Origin of the sequence: Phaeobacter sp. CAU 1743, from assembly GCF_039839315.1 — a bacterium.
GTDB lineage: Bacteria > Pseudomonadota > Alphaproteobacteria > Rhodobacterales > Rhodobacteraceae > Phycobacter > Phycobacter gallaeciensis_A.
Map to the genome: position 1 here is coordinate 61204 of NZ_JBDOQR010000012.1, position 15972 is coordinate 77175.

At 63.5% G+C, this 15972-nt stretch carries 17 protein-coding genes; 6 read left to right on the forward strand and 11 right to left on the reverse strand.

Features of this window, described 5'->3' with window-relative positions:
- Positions 1-6: 6 nt before the first annotated feature.
- The 6 genes from AAFO90_RS07090 to mbfA all read right to left on the reverse strand — a co-directional run bounded on the left by AAFO90_RS07090 (position 7) and on the right by mbfA (position 6196).
- Complete coding sequence (locus AAFO90_RS07090; protein ID WP_347508929.1) at positions 7-969, reverse strand: DMT family transporter; 963 nt, start codon at positions 967-969, stop codon at positions 7-9.
- Between the two features lie 93 nt (positions 970-1062).
- A complete protein-coding gene (locus AAFO90_RS07095; RefSeq protein WP_274839998.1) occupies positions 1063-1518 on the reverse strand; it encodes a YaiI/YqxD family protein in 456 nt (151 codons plus the stop codon).
- On the reverse strand, positions 1515-2978 hold the full coding sequence (gene sthA / locus AAFO90_RS07100; protein ID WP_347508930.1) for a Si-specific NAD(P)(+) transhydrogenase: 1464 nt from the start codon (positions 2976-2978) through the stop codon (positions 1515-1517). Before sthA ends, AAFO90_RS07095 begins: the two co-directional genes overlap by 4 nt.
- A 21-nt stretch (positions 2979-2999) precedes the next feature.
- Complete coding sequence (fghA, locus tag AAFO90_RS07105) at positions 3000-3833, reverse strand: S-formylglutathione hydrolase (protein ID WP_274835567.1); 834 nt, start codon at positions 3831-3833, stop codon at positions 3000-3002.
- A 134-nt stretch (positions 3834-3967) separates the two neighbouring features.
- Positions 3968-4897: an AEC family transporter gene (locus tag AAFO90_RS07110; protein WP_347508931.1), complete on the reverse strand. Its 930-nt coding sequence runs from the start codon at positions 4895-4897 to the stop codon at positions 3968-3970.
- Positions 4898-5221: 324 nt separating this feature from the next.
- A complete protein-coding gene (gene mbfA, locus AAFO90_RS07115) occupies positions 5222-6196 on the reverse strand; it encodes an iron exporter MbfA (protein WP_274833282.1) in 975 nt (324 codons plus the stop codon).
- A gap of 227 nt (positions 6197-6423) precedes the next feature.
- Here mbfA and AAFO90_RS07120 point away from each other — a divergent pair, with 227 nt between their 5' ends.
- Positions 6424-7041 carry a TetR/AcrR family transcriptional regulator gene (locus tag AAFO90_RS07120; protein ID WP_347508932.1) on the forward strand — a complete coding sequence of 206 codons (618 nt, stop codon included), beginning with the start codon at positions 6424-6426 and terminating at the stop codon, positions 7039-7041.
- A gap of 102 nt (positions 7042-7143) precedes the next feature.
- Here AAFO90_RS07120 and AAFO90_RS07125 read toward each other — a convergent pair whose 3' ends face one another.
- The gene (locus tag AAFO90_RS07125; RefSeq protein ID WP_347508933.1) at positions 7144-7641 is read right to left on the reverse strand and encodes a cytochrome c; all 498 of its coding nucleotides are present in this window, start codon (positions 7639-7641) and stop codon (positions 7144-7146) included.
- A 121-nt stretch (positions 7642-7762) separates the two neighbouring features.
- Here AAFO90_RS07125 and AAFO90_RS07130 point away from each other — a divergent pair, with 121 nt between their 5' ends.
- From AAFO90_RS07130 to AAFO90_RS07145, 4 genes are all read left to right on the forward strand, one after another.
- Positions 7763-9484, forward strand: coding sequence for a DNA polymerase Y family protein (locus AAFO90_RS07130; protein ID WP_347508934.1), 1722 nt, complete (start codon positions 7763-7765; stop codon positions 9482-9484).
- Between the two features lie 88 nt (positions 9485-9572).
- The gene (locus tag AAFO90_RS07135; protein WP_347508935.1) at positions 9573-10319 is read left to right on the forward strand and encodes a helix-turn-helix domain-containing protein; all 747 of its coding nucleotides are present in this window, start codon (positions 9573-9575) and stop codon (positions 10317-10319) included.
- A complete protein-coding gene (locus tag AAFO90_RS07140) occupies positions 10312-10791 on the forward strand; it encodes a hypothetical protein (protein WP_347508936.1) in 480 nt (159 codons plus the stop codon). Before AAFO90_RS07135 ends, AAFO90_RS07140 begins: the two co-directional genes overlap by 8 nt.
- 31 nt (positions 10792-10822) lie before the next feature.
- Positions 10823-11167, forward strand: coding sequence for a DUF2794 domain-containing protein (locus tag AAFO90_RS07145; RefSeq protein ID WP_065271626.1), 345 nt, complete (start codon positions 10823-10825; stop codon positions 11165-11167).
- Positions 11168-11203: 36 nt separating this feature from the next.
- Here AAFO90_RS07145 and AAFO90_RS07150 read toward each other — a convergent pair whose 3' ends face one another.
- From AAFO90_RS07150 to AAFO90_RS07160, 3 genes are all read right to left on the reverse strand, one after another.
- Positions 11204-11974, reverse strand: coding sequence for an NlpC/P60 family protein (locus tag AAFO90_RS07150; RefSeq protein ID WP_347508937.1), 771 nt, complete (start codon positions 11972-11974; stop codon positions 11204-11206).
- Positions 11971-13374 (reverse strand): leucyl aminopeptidase family protein, encoded by a 1404-nt coding sequence (locus AAFO90_RS07155; RefSeq protein ID WP_347508938.1) that lies wholly within the window; start codon positions 13372-13374, stop codon positions 11971-11973. Before AAFO90_RS07155 ends, AAFO90_RS07150 begins: the two co-directional genes overlap by 4 nt.
- A 124-nt stretch (positions 13375-13498) precedes the next feature.
- Positions 13499-13858: a hypothetical protein gene (locus tag AAFO90_RS07160; RefSeq protein ID WP_065271624.1), complete on the reverse strand. Its 360-nt coding sequence runs from the start codon at positions 13856-13858 to the stop codon at positions 13499-13501.
- A 177-nt stretch (positions 13859-14035) separates the two neighbouring features.
- On the opposite strand from AAFO90_RS07160, the gene AAFO90_RS07165 reads away from it, so the two are divergent.
- Positions 14036-14686 carry a carbonic anhydrase gene (locus AAFO90_RS07165; protein ID WP_347508939.1) on the forward strand — a complete coding sequence of 217 codons (651 nt, stop codon included), beginning with the start codon at positions 14036-14038 and terminating at the stop codon, positions 14684-14686.
- Between the two features lie 40 nt (positions 14687-14726).
- On the opposite strand, the gene AAFO90_RS07170 is transcribed toward AAFO90_RS07165, so the two are convergent.
- On the reverse strand, positions 14727-15878 hold the full coding sequence (locus tag AAFO90_RS07170; protein ID WP_347508940.1) for a DUF3095 domain-containing protein: 1152 nt from the start codon (positions 15876-15878) through the stop codon (positions 14727-14729).
- Between the last annotated feature and the right edge of the window lie 94 nt (positions 15879-15972).

Below are 15972 nucleotides of genomic sequence, written 5' to 3' on the forward strand. Positions count from 1 at the left end.
GTTACATTACCCGGCCGAGCGTGGGCGAGGGCGGGCCACCGGGCGGCTGCGCCGGGTTTCCCGCCAGACTGAAACAAGGCCGGCGCCGATGATCAAGGCCGAACCGGCCCAGACCGGCAGATCGGGCCATTCATCGAACACCAGAACGCCCCAAAGCACGGCCATCGGCATGGCGATATACTCAAACGGCGCGGCAAGACCGGCCTCGTTCAGCCGGTAGGCCTGGCTGACCAGATAGCCGCCAACGGATCCGGCCAGTCCGACCCCGATGAACAGCCACCAGTCCTGAGGCGCGGGCCAGACCCAGGCGCGCAGGATGTAATCCACTGCGGCGTTGTCGCCGGTGGCAAACCGCCCGTCACCGGTGAAAAGGCCGACCAGCGCGCTGACCACAAGAAAGCCGAAGGTGGGGTAGAACGACAGGGTTGCTGCCTTGTCGGCGCCGCCCGCCCGGCGGGTAAGCACGTGCAGCGTGGCATAGCCGCAGGCGCCCAGGAATGGCAGGATCGCGGCGGCCTGGAAACTGCCGGGGCCGGGCCGCATGATGATCAGAATGCCAAGGAACCCCACCGCCACCGCACCCCAGCGCCAGGGACCGACGCGTTCCTTGAGCACGACGACCGACAGGGCAGTCACGATCAAGGGCGTGGCAAAGGCGATGGCGACAGCCTCGGCGATGGGCATGATGGCCAGCCCGGTGAAAAAGCAGATGTTGGCAAACAGCACCGCGCAGCAGCGCATCAGGTGCAGTTTCGGCTGCCGGGTGCGCAGGATGTTAAATCCCCCTTCGAGGGGAATAATCACCGCCGCCAGCACCAACAGCGCCACCACAGAGCGGACCATGACCACCTGGTAAAGCGGGTAATCCCCGGACAGGAATTTGAAGATCACGTCGATGACGGAGAAACTGATGGCCGATCCGGCGGCGGCCAGAAGCCCCAGAACGCTGACATTGATTTCCTGACTCATGGGCCCCCCTGCACGCTTGCCTGATCAGTGACGGAGTTGCCTCTCCGCCGCAAGGCTCTGGGTGAGACTTTGTTGCCGGAAAATTGTTTTCGTTCAGGACTGTTTGGCGGCCCGGATCTCGCGCTCCAGACTGTCCAGAAACCGCGAGCGGTCCGCTTTGGTGAAGCCCTTGCCGCTGCCGCCCGCGCCAAGCGGGTTGGCGGCGCGCAGATCGGCCATCAGGTCGCGCATGGCAAGCTGCTGGCCGATGTTGGCCTCGGTGAAGCGTTCGCCATTGTGGCGCAGAACCCGGGCGCCGGTCTCGATGCATTTGGCGGCGAGAGGGATATCGCCGGTCACCACCACATCGCCCGGTCCGCAGCGGTCGGCGATCCACATATCGGCCACATCGGCGCCTTCGGAGACGATCACGGTTTCCACCAGCGGATTGGCCGAGGGGCGCAAGCCGCCGTTGGATACCACGAACATCTTCAGCCCGTGACGGGTGGCGACCCGCTCAGCCTCTGCCTTGACCGGGCAGGCGTCGGCATCGATGTAAAGCGCGCTCACTCTTTCGCCTTTTTAGGCTCTGATGTCTCGGGCGCTTTGGTCGGCTGCTTCACCTTGAACTCATCCGGGATGGGCATCCGGTTGAAGGCATCCAGACCCGCGATCTTGTAGGCCTCGGCCAGGGTCGGGTAGTTGAAGGTGTTCTGGACGAAGTATTCCACCGTGCCCTGAAGGTTCAGCACCGCCTGCGCAATGTGAATAAGCTCGGTCGCGCCTTCGCCGACGATCTGCACGCCCAGCACCCGGCGGGTTTTCAGCGAGAACAGCATCTTCAGCATGCCGTGTTCCAGCCCCATGATATGCCCGCGGGAGGTTTCGCGGAACCGCGCGATTCCGACTTCATAGGGCACACCGCGCTCCTGCAACTCTTCCTCGGACATGCCGCAGGTGGAGATTTCCGGCACTGAGTAGATGCCATAGGGGAACCAGGGGCTTTCGGGGACGGTGGGCGTCTCCAGCGCGTGACAGGCGGCAACGCGCCCCTGCTGCAGGGATGTGGAGGCGAGCGAGGGGTGCCCGATCACATCGCCGGTGGCATATACATGCGGCACCGAGGTCTGGTAGGTCTTGCGCTCGACGCTGATGCGACCTCGGTGGTCGGTCTCCAGCCCCACGGCCTTGAGGTTCAGATTGTCGGTATTGCCCATGCGTCCGGCCGCGAACAGCAGCATTTCACCGCGCACATGGCGGCCATTGGCCATGCTGACCTCGATATGGCTGCCTTCGTCCTCGATCTTCTCGATGGCTGAGCCTAACCGCAGGTCGACACCGTTTTCGCGGATCTGATGGGTGAAGTCCTCGATGATGGTGCGGTCGATGAAATCCAGGAAGGTCTCGCGCGGCTCGATCAGGGTCACTCGCACATCAAGCGCCGAGAACATGGTGGCATATTCCACGCCGATGACCCCGGCGCCCACCACGATCAGCGAGCGCGGGATTTCCTCCATTTCCAGGAACTCGTCGCCATCGACCACGGTCTTGCCGTTAAAGGGCACGTCATCGGGGCGATAGGTGCGGGTGCCGGTAGCGATCAGGAATTTCTCGCCGGTGACCCGAGTGGTGTCGCCGGCCTCTGTCGCCACTTCAATCTCGTTTGGACCGGTAAAGCGCGCAAGCCCTGCCAGCCAGTCCACGTGGTTGCGGTTGAACTGGTGCTCCAGCACGTCCACCTCGTGGTCCAGCGTCATATGCAGGCGCGCCTTCAGGTCCTCGGCGTCGATCTGATCCTTCACCCGGTAGGCGCGGCCGTAGAAACTGCGCTCGCGCCAGCCAGTGAGGTTCAGCACCGTTTCTCGCAGGGTTTTCGACGGCACCGTGCCGGTGTGCACCGAAACGCCCCCCAGCCGGTCCTTGCGGTCGATGACCAGCACCCGCCGCTTGAGTTTCCCGGCCTGAATGGCGGCAGTCCGGCCCGAGGGGCCAGAGCCGATGATGACAAGATCGTAGTCGTACTGGCTCATGTGGTTCGGTCCTTTTGCGGATCAGTCCCGGTACAGCGCCTCGGCGTGAAACGAGACATGCTCTTCCATGAAGGTGGAGATGAAGAAATAGCTGTGGTCATAGCCCGGTTGCAGCCGCAGCGTGGCCTGCTGGCGGCGTTCGGCGACAGCCTGTGCCAGGGCTTCGGGGCGCAGCAGCTCATAGAACTGGTCGGCGGTGCCAGTGTCGACAAGAACCGGTCCGTCAAAACCGGTACCGCGCATCATCAGGCTGGCGTCATGTTTCGCCCATGCCGCCTCATCCGCGCCCAGATAGGCGGTCAGCTGCTTGCGGCCCCAGTCGCTGGCGGTCGGGTTGCAGATCGGCGCAAAGGCCGAGACCGAGCGGAACCGGCCCGGCAGGTTCATCGCCAGCGTCAGCGCGCCATGGCCGCCCATGGAGTGGCCGGAGATCGCTTGCCGCTCCAGATCGACCGAGAAGTTTGCGCCCAGAAAGGCGGGCAGTTCTTCGGCGATATAGTCCCACATCTGGTAATGCGGCGCCCAGGGATCCTGGGTTGCATTCACGTAGAACCCCGCGCCCTTGCCCAGGTCGTAGTTTTCATCGTCAGCCACATCGTCGCCGCGCGGCGAGGTGTCGGGGAAAACAATGGCGATGCCCTGCTCGGCGCACCAGGCCTGCGCGCCCGCCTTGGTCATGGCGTTTTCATGGGTGCAAGTCAGCCCCGACAGGAACCACAGGAGCGGCACCGGACCATCCTTTGCCTCTTCCGGCAGGAACAGGCCAAAGGTCATATCGCAGTTGGTGACCGTGCTCTTGTGCCGGTAGACGCCCTGCACGCCGCCAAAGCATTTGTTTTCCGATACGGTTTCCATGGTGAGGCTCCTTGCAAATGAGTGCCTATCAGCTACCCGCCGACGGGGGCCGGGTCCAGTGTTGCGGCGCCCTGTCGCAGCCTTTTTGCGTCAGAAGCTTTGCAAAAGACTGAATGCTGGCCGGTTGGTGGAGATTAAAGTCCAGACGCCCAGGCGATAGCCAGCGGTACGGTCAGGATCGACAGCGCGGTCGAAATCAGAATCGCCGCTGAAACCCGGTGCGGCGCGACGTTGTAATGCTGCGCCAGCATGTAGACATTGCCCGCCACCGGCAGCGAGGCTGCCGCGATGGCCACCGAGGCCGGAAAGCTGGCGACGGGCACCAGCCACAACACGCCAATGGCAACGCAGAGCGGATGCAGCACCAGCTTGGCAAAGCTAAGCCAGACGGCAACCTGCATGCGCTCGGCTGATTTCGAGGCCAGCGAGGCGCCGATGGCAAAAAGCGCGCCGGGGGTGGCGGCGCCGCCGAGGATCGACAGGAAATCATTGACCGGCGCCGGGATCGGCTGCGCCGAGGCGGACCAGGCCAGCCCGGCGACGATGGCCACGATCATCGGGTTGCGTACCAATCCCATTGCGACCAGTTTCAGGGTGCGCGGCCCCAGACCTGATCCGCGCCCGGCATTGATCAGGATGACGATCAGCGAGGAGAACACCACCAGATCGACGCTCAGCACCACCATCATCGGCCCGATGGAGGCTTCACCGAATAGGATCGCCATCATCGGCAGGCCAAGGAAACCGACGTTGCCGATGGCGGCGCATTGCGCCTCGACCGCTGCGGTGGGCACGTCCAACCCCCTGAGGGCCGCCACCGTCGTGGCGATAAGGTAGACCGCGACGGTGCCTGCCAGATAGCCGAGGATCAGGTTGGGATCGAAGACCTCGGCAAAGGACAGGTTGGCGGCAAAGCGGAAAATCATCGCCGAAAGTGGGAAGAAGAAGACAAATTTCGTCAGATAGGCCGTGGCCTCTTCGGTGAAGAACCGCGTGCGCCCGGCCCAGTAGCCAAGGCCAATGATCGCAAAGAAGGGCAGGGTTCTGAAGAATATGTCAGCCATCGCTGAACTGGTAACCTGATTTTACCAAAACGAAAAGCCTGATTGCGCTCGTGGGTGACCTGATTGGGCTGGCGGGAGGAAGAGATGAGCGCGCGCCTCCCGCCCGTCGCCTCTGCATGAAACCTGCAGGGCTCCCGTTGGGCCGCGCCGCGCTGGTGCGCGGCAGGGACATGATTTGGCTATGGTTTTGCCTGCTTCGACCTGTGCCCCGGTGGCGATGGTGCGCAACCCGCCGCGCGCCAGCGCGGCGCTACGCCCAACGGGAGGCGGCGGTCCCCGGGACCGCTTCCGACGGGCGGGAGTGCCGCCTCTGGATCTCAGAGGTCAGCCGCTGCCGATCAGGGCGCCCGCACCCAGAACCAGCGCGCCGCCCAGAACCACCTGTAGCGTGGCGCGCCAGAACGGTGTCTCCATGTATTTGTTCTGGATCCAGGCAATCGCCCAGAGTTCCACGAACACGATGAAAAAGGCGATGGTCGTCGCGGTCCAGAACTCGGGGATCAGATAGGGCAGGGCATGGCCAAGCCCGCCGAGCGTTGTCATCACCCCCGAGGCAATGCCCCGTTTCATCGGCGATCCGCGCCCCGACAGCTCGCCATCGTCCGAGGCCGCTTCGGTAAAGCCCATGGAAATGCCCGCCCCCACAGAGGCAGCAACGCCGACCAGGAAGGTCGTCCAGGTGTCCTGCGTGGCAAAGGCGGTGGCAAAGATCGGCGCCAGAGTGGAGACCGAACCATCCATCAGCCCGGCCAGCCCCGGCTGCACCCAGGTCAGCACGAACTGCCGGTGCGCGGTGCGGTCTTCCTCAGATCGCGCATCGCCCGTCAGATGCGCCTCTTCCAGCTCGGCGGCGGTGTCGCGGTGGCCTGCTTCGGCGGCGGCCAGATCACCCAGCAATTTGCGGGTGGCGGCGTCCTGGGTGCGGGCTGCTGCGGCGAGGTAGAAGCGTTCGGCCTCCGCCTCCATCGCCTTGGCTTCTTCGCGGATCCGCTCAAGGCTGAGGTTTTCCATCAGCCAGATCGGGCGGCGGTTGTAATAGCCTGCCACATGTTCCCGCCGGATCAGCGGGATCGCGGGGCCAAACCGCTGTTCATGCAGGGCGATCAATCGGGCGCGGTGCTCATCCTCTTCGGCGGCCATGCCATCGAACATCTTCGCGGTGGCAGGAAAATCCTCCCGCAGCCGCGCGGCATAGCCGCGATAGATCCGGGCGTCGTCTTCTTCGGATGAAATGGCCAGCGCCAGGATCTCCTGGCCGGTCAGGTCCGAAAACCGTTTTCGCTGTGGAAGAAAGCGCATTTGGGCCTCATCTTTTTAGAATGGTTCTAACCATATGGGCCTGAGGACAAAGCGCAAGACCCATCGGCAGAGGCGCGCTGCGGCAGAGTGCAGCATTTGTTGTTGCTCATGCTTTGACGTCGGGCGTTCCGGGTGCTGCTGGAGTGTTGATGACTGGGGAGTTGTTGAACAGCGGATGGGTAGGCTAAAGTGATCCGGTCATCCCGCCAGCGCCACGAGGACCGGTCATGAATGAGCAAGCCAGCATTGTCCGGACCGGACGCAAGTTTGACCAGGTTCTGGAAGGCGCGCGCGAGGTGTTCATGGCCGATGGCTTTGAAGGCGCCAGCGTCGACGATATCGCCCGTGCTGCGGGTGTGTCCAAGGCAACGCTCTATAGCTATTTCCCCGACAAGCGCCTGCTGTTCATGGAAGTTGCCCGCAACGAATGCGCCCGTCAGGCGGATGCGCCGATGGATCTGGCCGGGGCCTGCTGCACACCGCGTGATGTGCTTTGCGCTGCCGGGCGGCACATCCTGTCGGTCAGCCTGTCGGAATTCGGCCTGCGCATGTTCCGGATCTGCGTGGCTGAGGCAGATCGCTTCCCGGATCTTGGGCGCCAGTTCTATGAAAGTGGGCCGATGGTGGTCAGGGCCCGGCTGCGCGATTACCTGAAAGTCGCGGCTGCACGGGGGGAATTGCAGATCGAGGATTTCAACCTTGCCGCGGATCAGTTTGCCGAATTGTGCCGGGCCGATCTGGTGCCGCGTCTGATCTTCAACATCGATACCGAGTTTTCGGCCGAAGAGCGCGAGCGGGTGATCGCAGGGGCGGTGGAGCTGTTCTTGGCCCGTTATGGAGTCTGACCGGGACGAGCCTGTCCTTAGTCTGTGTCGCCTGCTCCGGCGCAGCGCAGTGCCGTTGATGGAGGCCCGCCCTTTGGGCGACCCTCCTGTGTCACGTCTCCCTCAGTGGGTGATGAAATCGTTGGGCGCATTCCGGTAGGTTTCGTGGCAGCTGAGGCAAGCCTGCACCATGCTCGGCACCGTCCGCAGCAGTCCGTTCAGGGTATATGCGTTCAGCTGTTTGGCGGCATCCTTGGCGGTCTCTGCCCGGGTTTCGAAATCATCCCATTGTTGCCAGATCAGCGGGTTGGCGTGTGAATTGGGATCCATGCGCGGTTTCTTGAACCGTTTGCGGATGTCGCCTGTTGTTTTCACCAGCGTGCGCCGGGCGGCCTTGGCCTTGGAGGCGTTAAAGCTGGTGCGCCCGGCCATCATGTCAGCCAGCGTGGTAATGGCCGCTTTCTGGGTGGCCATCAGCTCGACCCGCCGCTTGACGTGCTTGTCCGCGATCGGTGCGGCTGCATCCAGTTGCGCACCTGCCAGGGCCAGACCCAGCACCAGAAGGGCAGGAATGCTGCGCAGAGCGCGCGGCGAGACAGAGGGCATGAGCGGATGCGTCATGAGCGCGGCTCCTGTGTGTGGGGGTGGATTGACCGAATCGAATGATTGGAACAAATGTAGAACATAGGCGGTGCCGACTGCTTGTTTTCGAAAATTTTGGACCATCAAACCGGATCGTGTCATGTCCCATCGCCGCATATTGTCGCTCTGGTTTCCGCGTCTCGGAGCAGAGCGTGTGATGCGCGCGGGGCGTGGCAGTCTTGCCGGGCCTCTGGCCATTGTGGAGGAACTTTCCAACACACAGGTTATTTCTGCGTTAAATGAGGCGGCCGAGGCCGAGGGGCTTTTTGTTGGGCAACCGCTGCGTGATGCCCATGCCATTTGCGCTACGCTCTTGACTCGTAAGCGCAATATTCCGGCGGAAACGGCTTTTTTGATGGCTCTTGGGCGCTGGGCGGGCAAGTTCAGCCCCTGGGTTGCGCCGCAGGTCCCGGATGAAATCAATCTCGACATGACCGGCTGTTCACATCTTTTTGATGGCGAGGCGGCCCTGCTGACGCAGATCGATGCGGACTGCGCGGACATGGGGATCACGGTGCGGATGGGGCTGGCCGATACACTGGGCGCGGCCTGGGCGCTGGCGCGCTATGCAGGGCAGGGGGCCGGGTTGCCGGTGGACCGGTCCGGCGATGCCATCGATCAGGAGGCCCGCGCCACCCGCGCCCGCGCAGCCCGCATATCTGTACGCCCGGCGGCGCCGGGGCAAGGGGCGCCTTCGGGCAAGGCGGGGCGCAGGCACTGGACCCGGGGCGGTGCGGCACCGCAGGCGGTCGAGCTGTCGCAGCAGCCCGAACGGATCGCGCCGGTGGGGCAGGCGCACCGGGTTCTGGCGCCCCTGCCAGTGGCGGCCCTGCGGCTGGAGGCGTCAGCCGTGGCGCAGCTGGGCCGACTTGGCCTGCGGCAGATCGGCGATCTTCTGGATCAGCCCCGGGCCAGTCTGGCGCGGCGCTTTGGCCGGGGGCTGGTACTGCGCCTTGATCAGGCCATGGGCAGCACCCCGGAACCGGTCTCCCCGGCGGGGGTGCCTGACAGTTTTGCGGTGCGCCTGACCCTGCCCGAGCCGATTGGCCTGGTGGAGGATCTTCAGGCAGGGATCGATCGAATGCTGCCCCGGCTTTGCGCCTTGCTTGAGGAACGCGGCAAGGGCGCGCGTCTGCTGCGGCTTGAGGCGCACCGGGTCGATCAGGCAGCCCAGATCGTGACCGTCGGTCTGGCGCGACCCAGCCGGGACCCGGACCGCATCCGGCCGCTGCTGGCGATGAAGCTGGAGCAGATCGACGCGGGGTTTGGCATCGAGATGCTGCGTCTTGAGGCGATGCAGGCCGAGCCCATCCATGCCCGCACCCAGGCCGGTCATCTGGAGGCCACTGCCGCCGCCAGAACCCGGCAGGCGGGTGGGCAGACCGTGGCGCTGGAAGATCTGATCGGACGTATCGGCGCGCGGGTCGGGCTGGAGGCGATCACCCGGCGCCACCCGGTCGAGACGCATATCCCGGAAAAAACCGCCAAGGTGCTGGCCGCCGCCTGGTCAGAGCCTGCGCAGGACTGGCCCGCTTCGCTCCATGCGCGCCCCTTGTTGCTGTGGCGCCCGGAACTGGTGATGGCCCCGGATGTGCCCCGTGTGCCCGAACGGTTCCGCTGGCGTGGGCGCGACTGGGAGCTGGCCACCGCCGAAGGCCCCGAGCGGATCGCCCCGGAATGGTGGTTGGAGGATTCGAACTGGCGAACCGGAGTGCGCGATTACTGGGTGGTGGTGACTGCCTGTGGGGCCCGGTTGTGGTTGTTCTTTGCCCATGGCGCGGCGCTGTCGCGGGGGTGGTTCTGTCAGGGCAGCTTTGCCTGAGCGTGCCCCCGCCCGCAGGGGTGATCCTTCGCTCTGCGCCGAAGTCTTTGTCCTTGGGGCCGGGGGCAGCAGCGCCTAGGGTTATCAGATGAACAGACCAGACCCGCATAAGCCCCCGCAGACCCCGCGCTTTGACATTCTGGGGCAGGCCATCGGCGATGCCAGCCGCACCCGGATGCTGTGTGAGCTGATGGAGGGGCGGGCCTATACCAACAAAGAGCTTGCCGCAGCCGCCGGGATCATGCCGCAGACGGCGACCGCGCATTTGCGGATGTTGCAGGAGGCCGGGCTGGTGGTGGCGGAGAAACGGGGCCGCTGTGTTTATCACCGGCTGTCCGGGACCGAGGTTGCCCAAGCGCTGGAACAGCTGGCCGCAATCGCCCCTGCCGACAGTCTGTATCTGGCGCAGCGCCGCAAGGCGGGTGGACTGGCCGAGGTGCGCAGCTGCTATGATCATCTGGCCGGGCCGCTGGCGGTGGCGATGACGCAGGCCTTATTGCGCCGGGGGATGCTGGCAGAACGGGACGGCGGGTTCGATACGGTCCCATCCGATCTGTGGGCGCCGCTTGGGGTCACCCTGCCGGATCCGCAACGCAGCGCGCGCCAGCCCTTTGCCCGGCCCTGTCTCGACTGGACCGAACGGCGGCTGCATGTGGCGGGACCGCTGGGGCGGCAGCTGCTGTCTCATGCGCTGGAGCGCGGCTGGATGCTGCGCCGTCAACACAAGCGGGGGCTGACTCTCACCGCGCCGGGCCGCAGGGCGCTGCACCAGCTCCTGGGGCTGGAGCTGTCCGGGAGTGCGACGGAACTGAGTGAGGGAGGACCCCATGTCTGAGATCAGAACCGACACACAAGATGACCGCTACACCGTTCAGACCGGAACCCGGCTGCTGGTGCAGGTGCCAAAGGGTGACGCCGCCAAGGTGATGGATGCGATTGTCGCCTGTGATCCGCTGCGCTGGGGCGATTATGATCAGGTGGGGTTCACCACCGCGACGGGAGTGCAGCAGTTCCGCTCGCTTCCGGGCGGGGTCAACCGGGCCAGCGAAGCGGCGGTAGAGGTGCCTTGCGTCGAAGTGCAGGTCTTTGTGCCGCAAACTGGCGCTGATCTCGATCCGCTGTTGCGGGCGATCTATGACGTTCATCCCTATGAAGAGCCGGTGATCCAGCTGCTTGCGGCCAGCCGCACCCTGCATATCCGGGGACAAGACGAAGGCAATCCCAACCGGTTCTGGAACCGGTCGGATGCGGATTGGGTGCCCGAAGTGCATCGCAGCGATGGGGGCGTGCGCGCCGAAACCGCTTGATTCCCGCCCGGATTGACGCGAACCTGATATCATGAGCTTTCAAAACACGGCGTCATTCCCCGGGGCTGGCATCCCAGAACAGGTTTCATTCGACCGCAAGGAACTGTCGGTGATCCTTTCCCTTTACGGTCGCATGGTCGCTGCGGGGGAGTGGCGAGACTACGGGATTTCCTCGCTGCGGGAATGCGCCGTCTTTTCGGTGTTCCGGCGCACCGCTGAACACCCGCTTTACCGGATCGAAAAACGCCCCAAGCTGCGCAACCGTCAAGGGCAGTATTCGGTGGTGGGCATCGACGGCCAGATCCTGAAGCGCGGGCACGATCTGAAAACCGTGCTGCGGGTGCTGGAGCGCAAGCTGATCCGCGCCGTCGACTGAGCCTTTTACCGGCCCCCCAAACCAGGAGGCTCCTTTTCAGGATAAACGTTTGTGCGCAGTGACGGGGCCATCGCCCTGTTCGGCGATCCGGGTGATCGCGGCCTGCAGGCGTTCGATTGCCACGGCCATGTCATGGGCATTGGCGTGGATTATGCTATCGCCGTCGCGCACCAGGGCAACATGGCCTTTCCAGAACAACAGATCACCGCGCATATAGGTGCTGCCTTCGGGCAGGGCGCGGCCCAGATCCCGCTCTTGCGGGCCGCTGTCGCCGGGGCACGCAATGCCGCAGGCCATCAGCGCGGCTTGCACCAGCCCGGAACAGTCGATGCCAAAGCGGCTGTCGCCGCCCCAGAGGTAGGGCGTGCCAAGGAACCCTTCGGCCACCGTGACCGGATCCTGCATCAGGCTGCCGATGGGCATCAGATGCGTGGCGGGGACATGCCCCAGTTCAGTTGCCGCGAAACGCCCGGAGGTCTCGCTGACCCGCAGCAGGCTGCCAAAGCTGAGGCTGCATTGGTCCGCCGATTTGAAGTCGGGTTGCGCATAGGCATGGGTCGCCGGGGCGCTGACCCAATGGGTTGCTTCCAGCGGCGCGGACAGGGCCGCCGCGGGGACATAACCGGTATATTCATCCTTCTCGGCCCGGATCTGCGCCCAGCCATCCTGTGAGGAAAGGACCACGACCAGCGCCCCATAAAGAAACTGCCGGTCGCGCGGGCCATCGGGACGTCGCAGAACATCGACAACCGGAAGGGCGATTCGCGCGCGCTCCTGCGCAGCGGTGTCCATCACGGGGCCGCTCATAGGTTCAACATCTCCGGCAGCGCGGCAAAGATCGCCCGCGCGCCCTGACCGACACCGCCCTTGGGGCGGGCAGGGGCGGTGCTGGGCGTCCAGCCATAGATGTCAAAATGCATGTAGCGGCTGCTGCCTGCAAAGCGGCGCAGGAACAGCGCAGCGGTGATCGACCCGGCAAAGCCACCCGCAGGCGCATTGTCGAGATCGGCAATGCCGGGTTCGATCATCGCCTCATAGGGATCATGGAAGGGCATGCGCCAGACCGGATCGGCCATCGGCCCGGATGTGCCTGTGATGGCGGCGGCATCCGCATCGGCGCTGGCATAAAAGGGCGCCAGATCCGGCCCCACAGCCACCCGCGCGGCGCCGGTCAGGGTCGCCATGGAGATCAGCAGGTCAGGCGTATCCTCATCTGCCAGTGTCAGGGCATCGGCAAGCACCAGACGGCCCTCGGCGTCGGTGTTGTTGATCTCGACCGTCAGCCCCTTGCGGGAGGTCAGTACATCGCCGGGCCGGAAGGCATTGCCGGAAACCGCATTTTCCACCGCGGGGATCAGCACACGTAGCTGCACTGGCAATCCGGCGGCCATGATCATCCGCGCCAGCCCCAGCACGTTGGCAGAGCCGCCCATGTCCTTTTTCATCAACCCCATGCTGCTGCCGGGTTTGAGGTTGAGCCCGCCGGTGTCGAAGCAGACGCCCTTGCCCACCAGGGTCAGCTTTGGTCCGCTGTCGCCCCAGCGCAGGTCAATGAGGCGGGGGCGCGCCGTGGCGGCCCGGCCAACGGCATGAATCATCGGTAGGTTCTGTTCCAGAAGGTCCTGATCCAGCGTCACCTGTGCCGTGGCGCCGAATTCGCGGGCCAGATCTTCGGCTGCGGCCTGCAGCTGGTCAGGGCCCATATCGGCGGCGGGTGTATTGATCAGATCGCGGGTTAGGCATTCGGCGGCCACCAGCGATTCGACGGCTTTCGCATCGACACCTTCGGGTGCAACCAGAGCAGCACCGGGCGCCTTGGCCTCCTTGTAGCGATCAAAGCGATACTGCGTCATCAGCCAGCCGAAACATTCCTGTTCCAGAACAGCCTCGGGAATTGCGTTGCCGCCATCGCCCCCGCTTGCAAGTGTATAGGTCCCTTCGGGCAGCTTTTCGGCTGTTGCCGCCAGCGTAAACCGCTGACGCGCACGCTGTGCTGCGTTGCTGTATCCGGCCAGCGCCATTGCCGGGCCGTTTCCATCGGAGGCCGGAACCAGAAGCACCTGACCGATCGCTCCCTTGAACCCATTTGCCCGCGCCCATCCTGCGACCTGATCTGGCTGGGTTTGCAGCCAGGTTTCGCAGGACGCCTGATCAATAACATAAAGCACAATAGCATTATCGCAGGGTGCGGCAAAAACGGGGGTCATCGGGATACTCCGGTCATGGGGGCTTATTCAGCCGTCAGAGTATCCGTCACCGCGTTGCCTGCAAGCCCTGCGTGAATACAGCCTGTGGGTCGGATTTCGGATTTGGGTTCTGGTCGTGTCGGCTTCAGATAGAGAGGTCCTGCTGTTCCCAGACTGCGGTCAGGGATCTTTCGCCAACGCGCAGCAGGCGGAACACCGTTGCCGCAATGGCCGGCGAGTCCTTGCTGTCGACGGCGTCGGTCACATCGCCGGCGATGGCCGCCATCGCGGTCATGCCGATCTGATCCGAAATCGCGATCAGTGAGCGCGCGTTCTTGCGCAGATTTTCCATATCATTCTGACGCCACAAGCGTTCGCAATGCGAAAGGCGGACCGCCAGTTCTTCAATTGCACGGCAAACGACGTCTTCGGCTCCGGTTTCGCCCAGCTGTGAATACAGCTCGGACAGCTTTCCCGGATCCAGACGCACGTTTTCCTTATGCATGACAGTGAGTATATTGGTCACCACATTCACCCCAGTTCACTATGCCCCCACGGCACGATGACCAATTTGACCCTCAAGAGTTGTCAAAAGGTTTCCAGGCTGATGTTGGAATCTCTCGAATTTACTGACAATGCAGGCTATCACCACTGTCAGGGTTCAAATCAGGGAATGCACCATATGCAATACGCCAAGCCTCTGCCGAGCTATCTCGTGACGCGTTACCACGGCTGGAAAGCGACGGCTTATCAGGAAAACCAGGGCTGGTACCGGCGTCTGGCTTCCGAAGGGCAGCGCCCGCGCGCGATGGTGATTTCCTGCTGCGACAGCCGCGTTCACGTCACCTCGATCTTTGGCGCGGACCAGGGTGAGTTCTTTATTCATCGCAATATCGCGAATCTGGTGCCGCCCTATGCACCCGATGGCGACCACCACGGCACCAGTGCCACGATCGAATATGCGGTTACGGTTCTGAAGGTGGCGCATCTGATCGTGCTGGGTCATTCCCAATGCGGAGGCGTGCAAGGCTGTATCGATATGTGTAAGGGCCACGCGCCCGGGTTGGAGGCGAAGGAAAGTTTCGTCGGTCGCTGGATGGACATCCTGAAGCCGAAGTTCACTTTGGTCGAAGACATCGACGATGCAGAGAAACAGGCGCGTCAGTTCGAACGTCAGGCAGTTGTCGCATCGCTTGAGAATCTGATGACCTTTCCCTTCATCGAAGAGGCGGTCTCCGAAGGCTCGCTCAGCCTTCATGGTCTGTGGACGGACATCGGTGAAGGTGGTCTGGAATGCTATGATCCCAAAACTGGAGCATTCCAACAGGTCTGAACGGGACTCACATGGGGGGTAAGCTCAGGCCAGAGCCGGTTCAGGACTGGGTCCGGCGTTGCAGGTCAGCGGCGGCTTGGGTGTAGCCGCCCGAAGCCCCATCGACGAAATGCACATGATCATCCCGCATGGCAGATGGCACGATACAGGTCACCATGGCTGCGTCCTGTTCGTGCAGGCCGAAGCGAATCTGCCCGGCCTGTTGTGTTCTCTCCAACAGGTCCAGAACCCGGTCCCGCACGGCAGGGCTACAATCGACGGTCATCTTCAGCCCGTCATCGAATTTTCGGAAGTCAGAGTTGGCGCTGAGCACGGACAGATAGTGATCGGGATCAAAACTGCCGGTTGGTTTGTCGCGCCCAAACAGAAACCTTGCAATGGCGGACCCTGCGGTCAGCCACAGGGCGCGCAGAGACAGCGGGATATAGCCCCGCGAAAGACGCGCTTCGATCATCAGCCCCGGGGGCGGAAACCTCAGAGCGGGGCCGCTGACCGGGACCGGGTGTCCGCTGCGGTCCAGTTGTGCTGTCAGCTCCAGCAGTTCGGATGCAATCTGTGAAAACTGATGCGGTCCGGTGCCTGCAACGGGCAGGACAACCAGCGACATAATCAGCCCGTTGCGGGCGGGCGTATTGCTCCAGCGGCAGGACAGGCCGGTCAGGTCCGGAGGTTCCTCCGTCTCTGCCGCGCCGATGCTGTAGGCACCCGCCTTCATCTGCTGCTCGGCCCAGGCCAACCCCCCGCCCGAGAACATCGCATAATCGGCATCCTCGGACACTGCATAGCGGGCAACGGTCACGTTTAACCCCTCGGCGCGGATCCGTTCGATCGGCATCTGTGCCGCACGCAGGGTGATGCCGAATTCATCTCTGACCCAATCCCGCAGCCGCGCCAGCGTTTCGCGCGCGGTGCCCGCATGCTCAGGAGCGACCGCAAAGGATGCTCCATCGCCGCCGAAACTATAGGGAAAGGCGGTATCGCCGAGTGTGTTCATCATGGCGGCAATGACCGAGGCGCCCACCATGTTGACGGTCTTGTATTCCCCGGCGGCAATCAGGTCGGTAGAGGCTACGATGTCGGTGCAGCATACCACCCAGTGCTGCGGTAGCGGGACAAAGACCTCTGGACGGGCCAGGGCCGAGAAGGCTCCGTGTTTGGGGAGCTGTTCATAAAACCTGTCCTGCCGTGTCATCGCATCCTTGGCCGTTCCAATCGTTCCGAGGGATATCGGTCTCCAAAGGAATTGTAGTGATCTGGCAAACATGCAAGTTACACCAGCGTGATTT

Bases quoted from the DNA above. Each gene is read 5' to 3' on its own strand.
- AAFO90_RS07120 (WP_347508932.1), top strand. From the start codon at position 6,424: ATGAATGAGCAAGCCAGCATTGTCCGGACCGGACGCAAGTTTGACCAG.
- AAFO90_RS07110 (WP_347508931.1), bottom strand. From the start codon at position 4,897: ATGGCTGACATATTCTTCAGAACCCTGCCCTTCTTTGCGATCATTGGC.
- AAFO90_RS07150 (WP_347508937.1), bottom strand. From the start codon at position 11,974: ATGAGCGGCCCCGTGATGGACACCGCTGCGCAGGAGCGCGCGCGAATC.
- sthA (WP_347508930.1), bottom strand. From the start codon at position 2,978: ATGAGCCAGTACGACTACGATCTTGTCATCATCGGCTCTGGCCCCTCG.
- AAFO90_RS07155 (WP_347508938.1), bottom strand. From the start codon at position 13,374: ATGACCCCCGTTTTTGCCGCACCCTGCGATAATGCTATTGTGCTTTAT.
- AAFO90_RS07165 (WP_347508939.1), top strand. From the start codon at position 14,036: ATGCAATACGCCAAGCCTCTGCCGAGCTATCTCGTGACGCGTTACCAC.
- fghA (WP_274835567.1), bottom strand. From the start codon at position 3,833: ATGGAAACCGTATCGGAAAACAAATGCTTTGGCGGCGTGCAGGGCGTC.
- AAFO90_RS07170 (WP_347508940.1), bottom strand. From the start codon at position 15,878: ATGACACGGCAGGACAGGTTTTATGAACAGCTCCCCAAACACGGAGCC.
- AAFO90_RS07145 (WP_065271626.1), top strand. From the start codon at position 10,823: ATGAGCTTTCAAAACACGGCGTCATTCCCCGGGGCTGGCATCCCAGAA.
- AAFO90_RS07130 (WP_347508934.1), top strand. From the start codon at position 7,763: ATGTCCCATCGCCGCATATTGTCGCTCTGGTTTCCGCGTCTCGGAGCA.
- AAFO90_RS07140 (WP_347508936.1), top strand. From the start codon at position 10,312: ATGTCTGAGATCAGAACCGACACACAAGATGACCGCTACACCGTTCAG.
- AAFO90_RS07125 (WP_347508933.1), bottom strand. From the start codon at position 7,641: ATGACGCATCCGCTCATGCCCTCTGTCTCGCCGCGCGCTCTGCGCAGC.
- mbfA (WP_274833282.1), bottom strand. From the start codon at position 6,196: ATGCGCTTTCTTCCACAGCGAAAACGGTTTTCGGACCTGACCGGCCAG.
- AAFO90_RS07090 (WP_347508929.1), bottom strand. From the start codon at position 969: ATGAGTCAGGAAATCAATGTCAGCGTTCTGGGGCTTCTGGCCGCCGCC.
- AAFO90_RS07160 (WP_065271624.1), bottom strand. From the start codon at position 13,858: ATGCATAAGGAAAACGTGCGTCTGGATCCGGGAAAGCTGTCCGAGCTG.
- AAFO90_RS07135 (WP_347508935.1), top strand. From the start codon at position 9,573: ATGAACAGACCAGACCCGCATAAGCCCCCGCAGACCCCGCGCTTTGAC.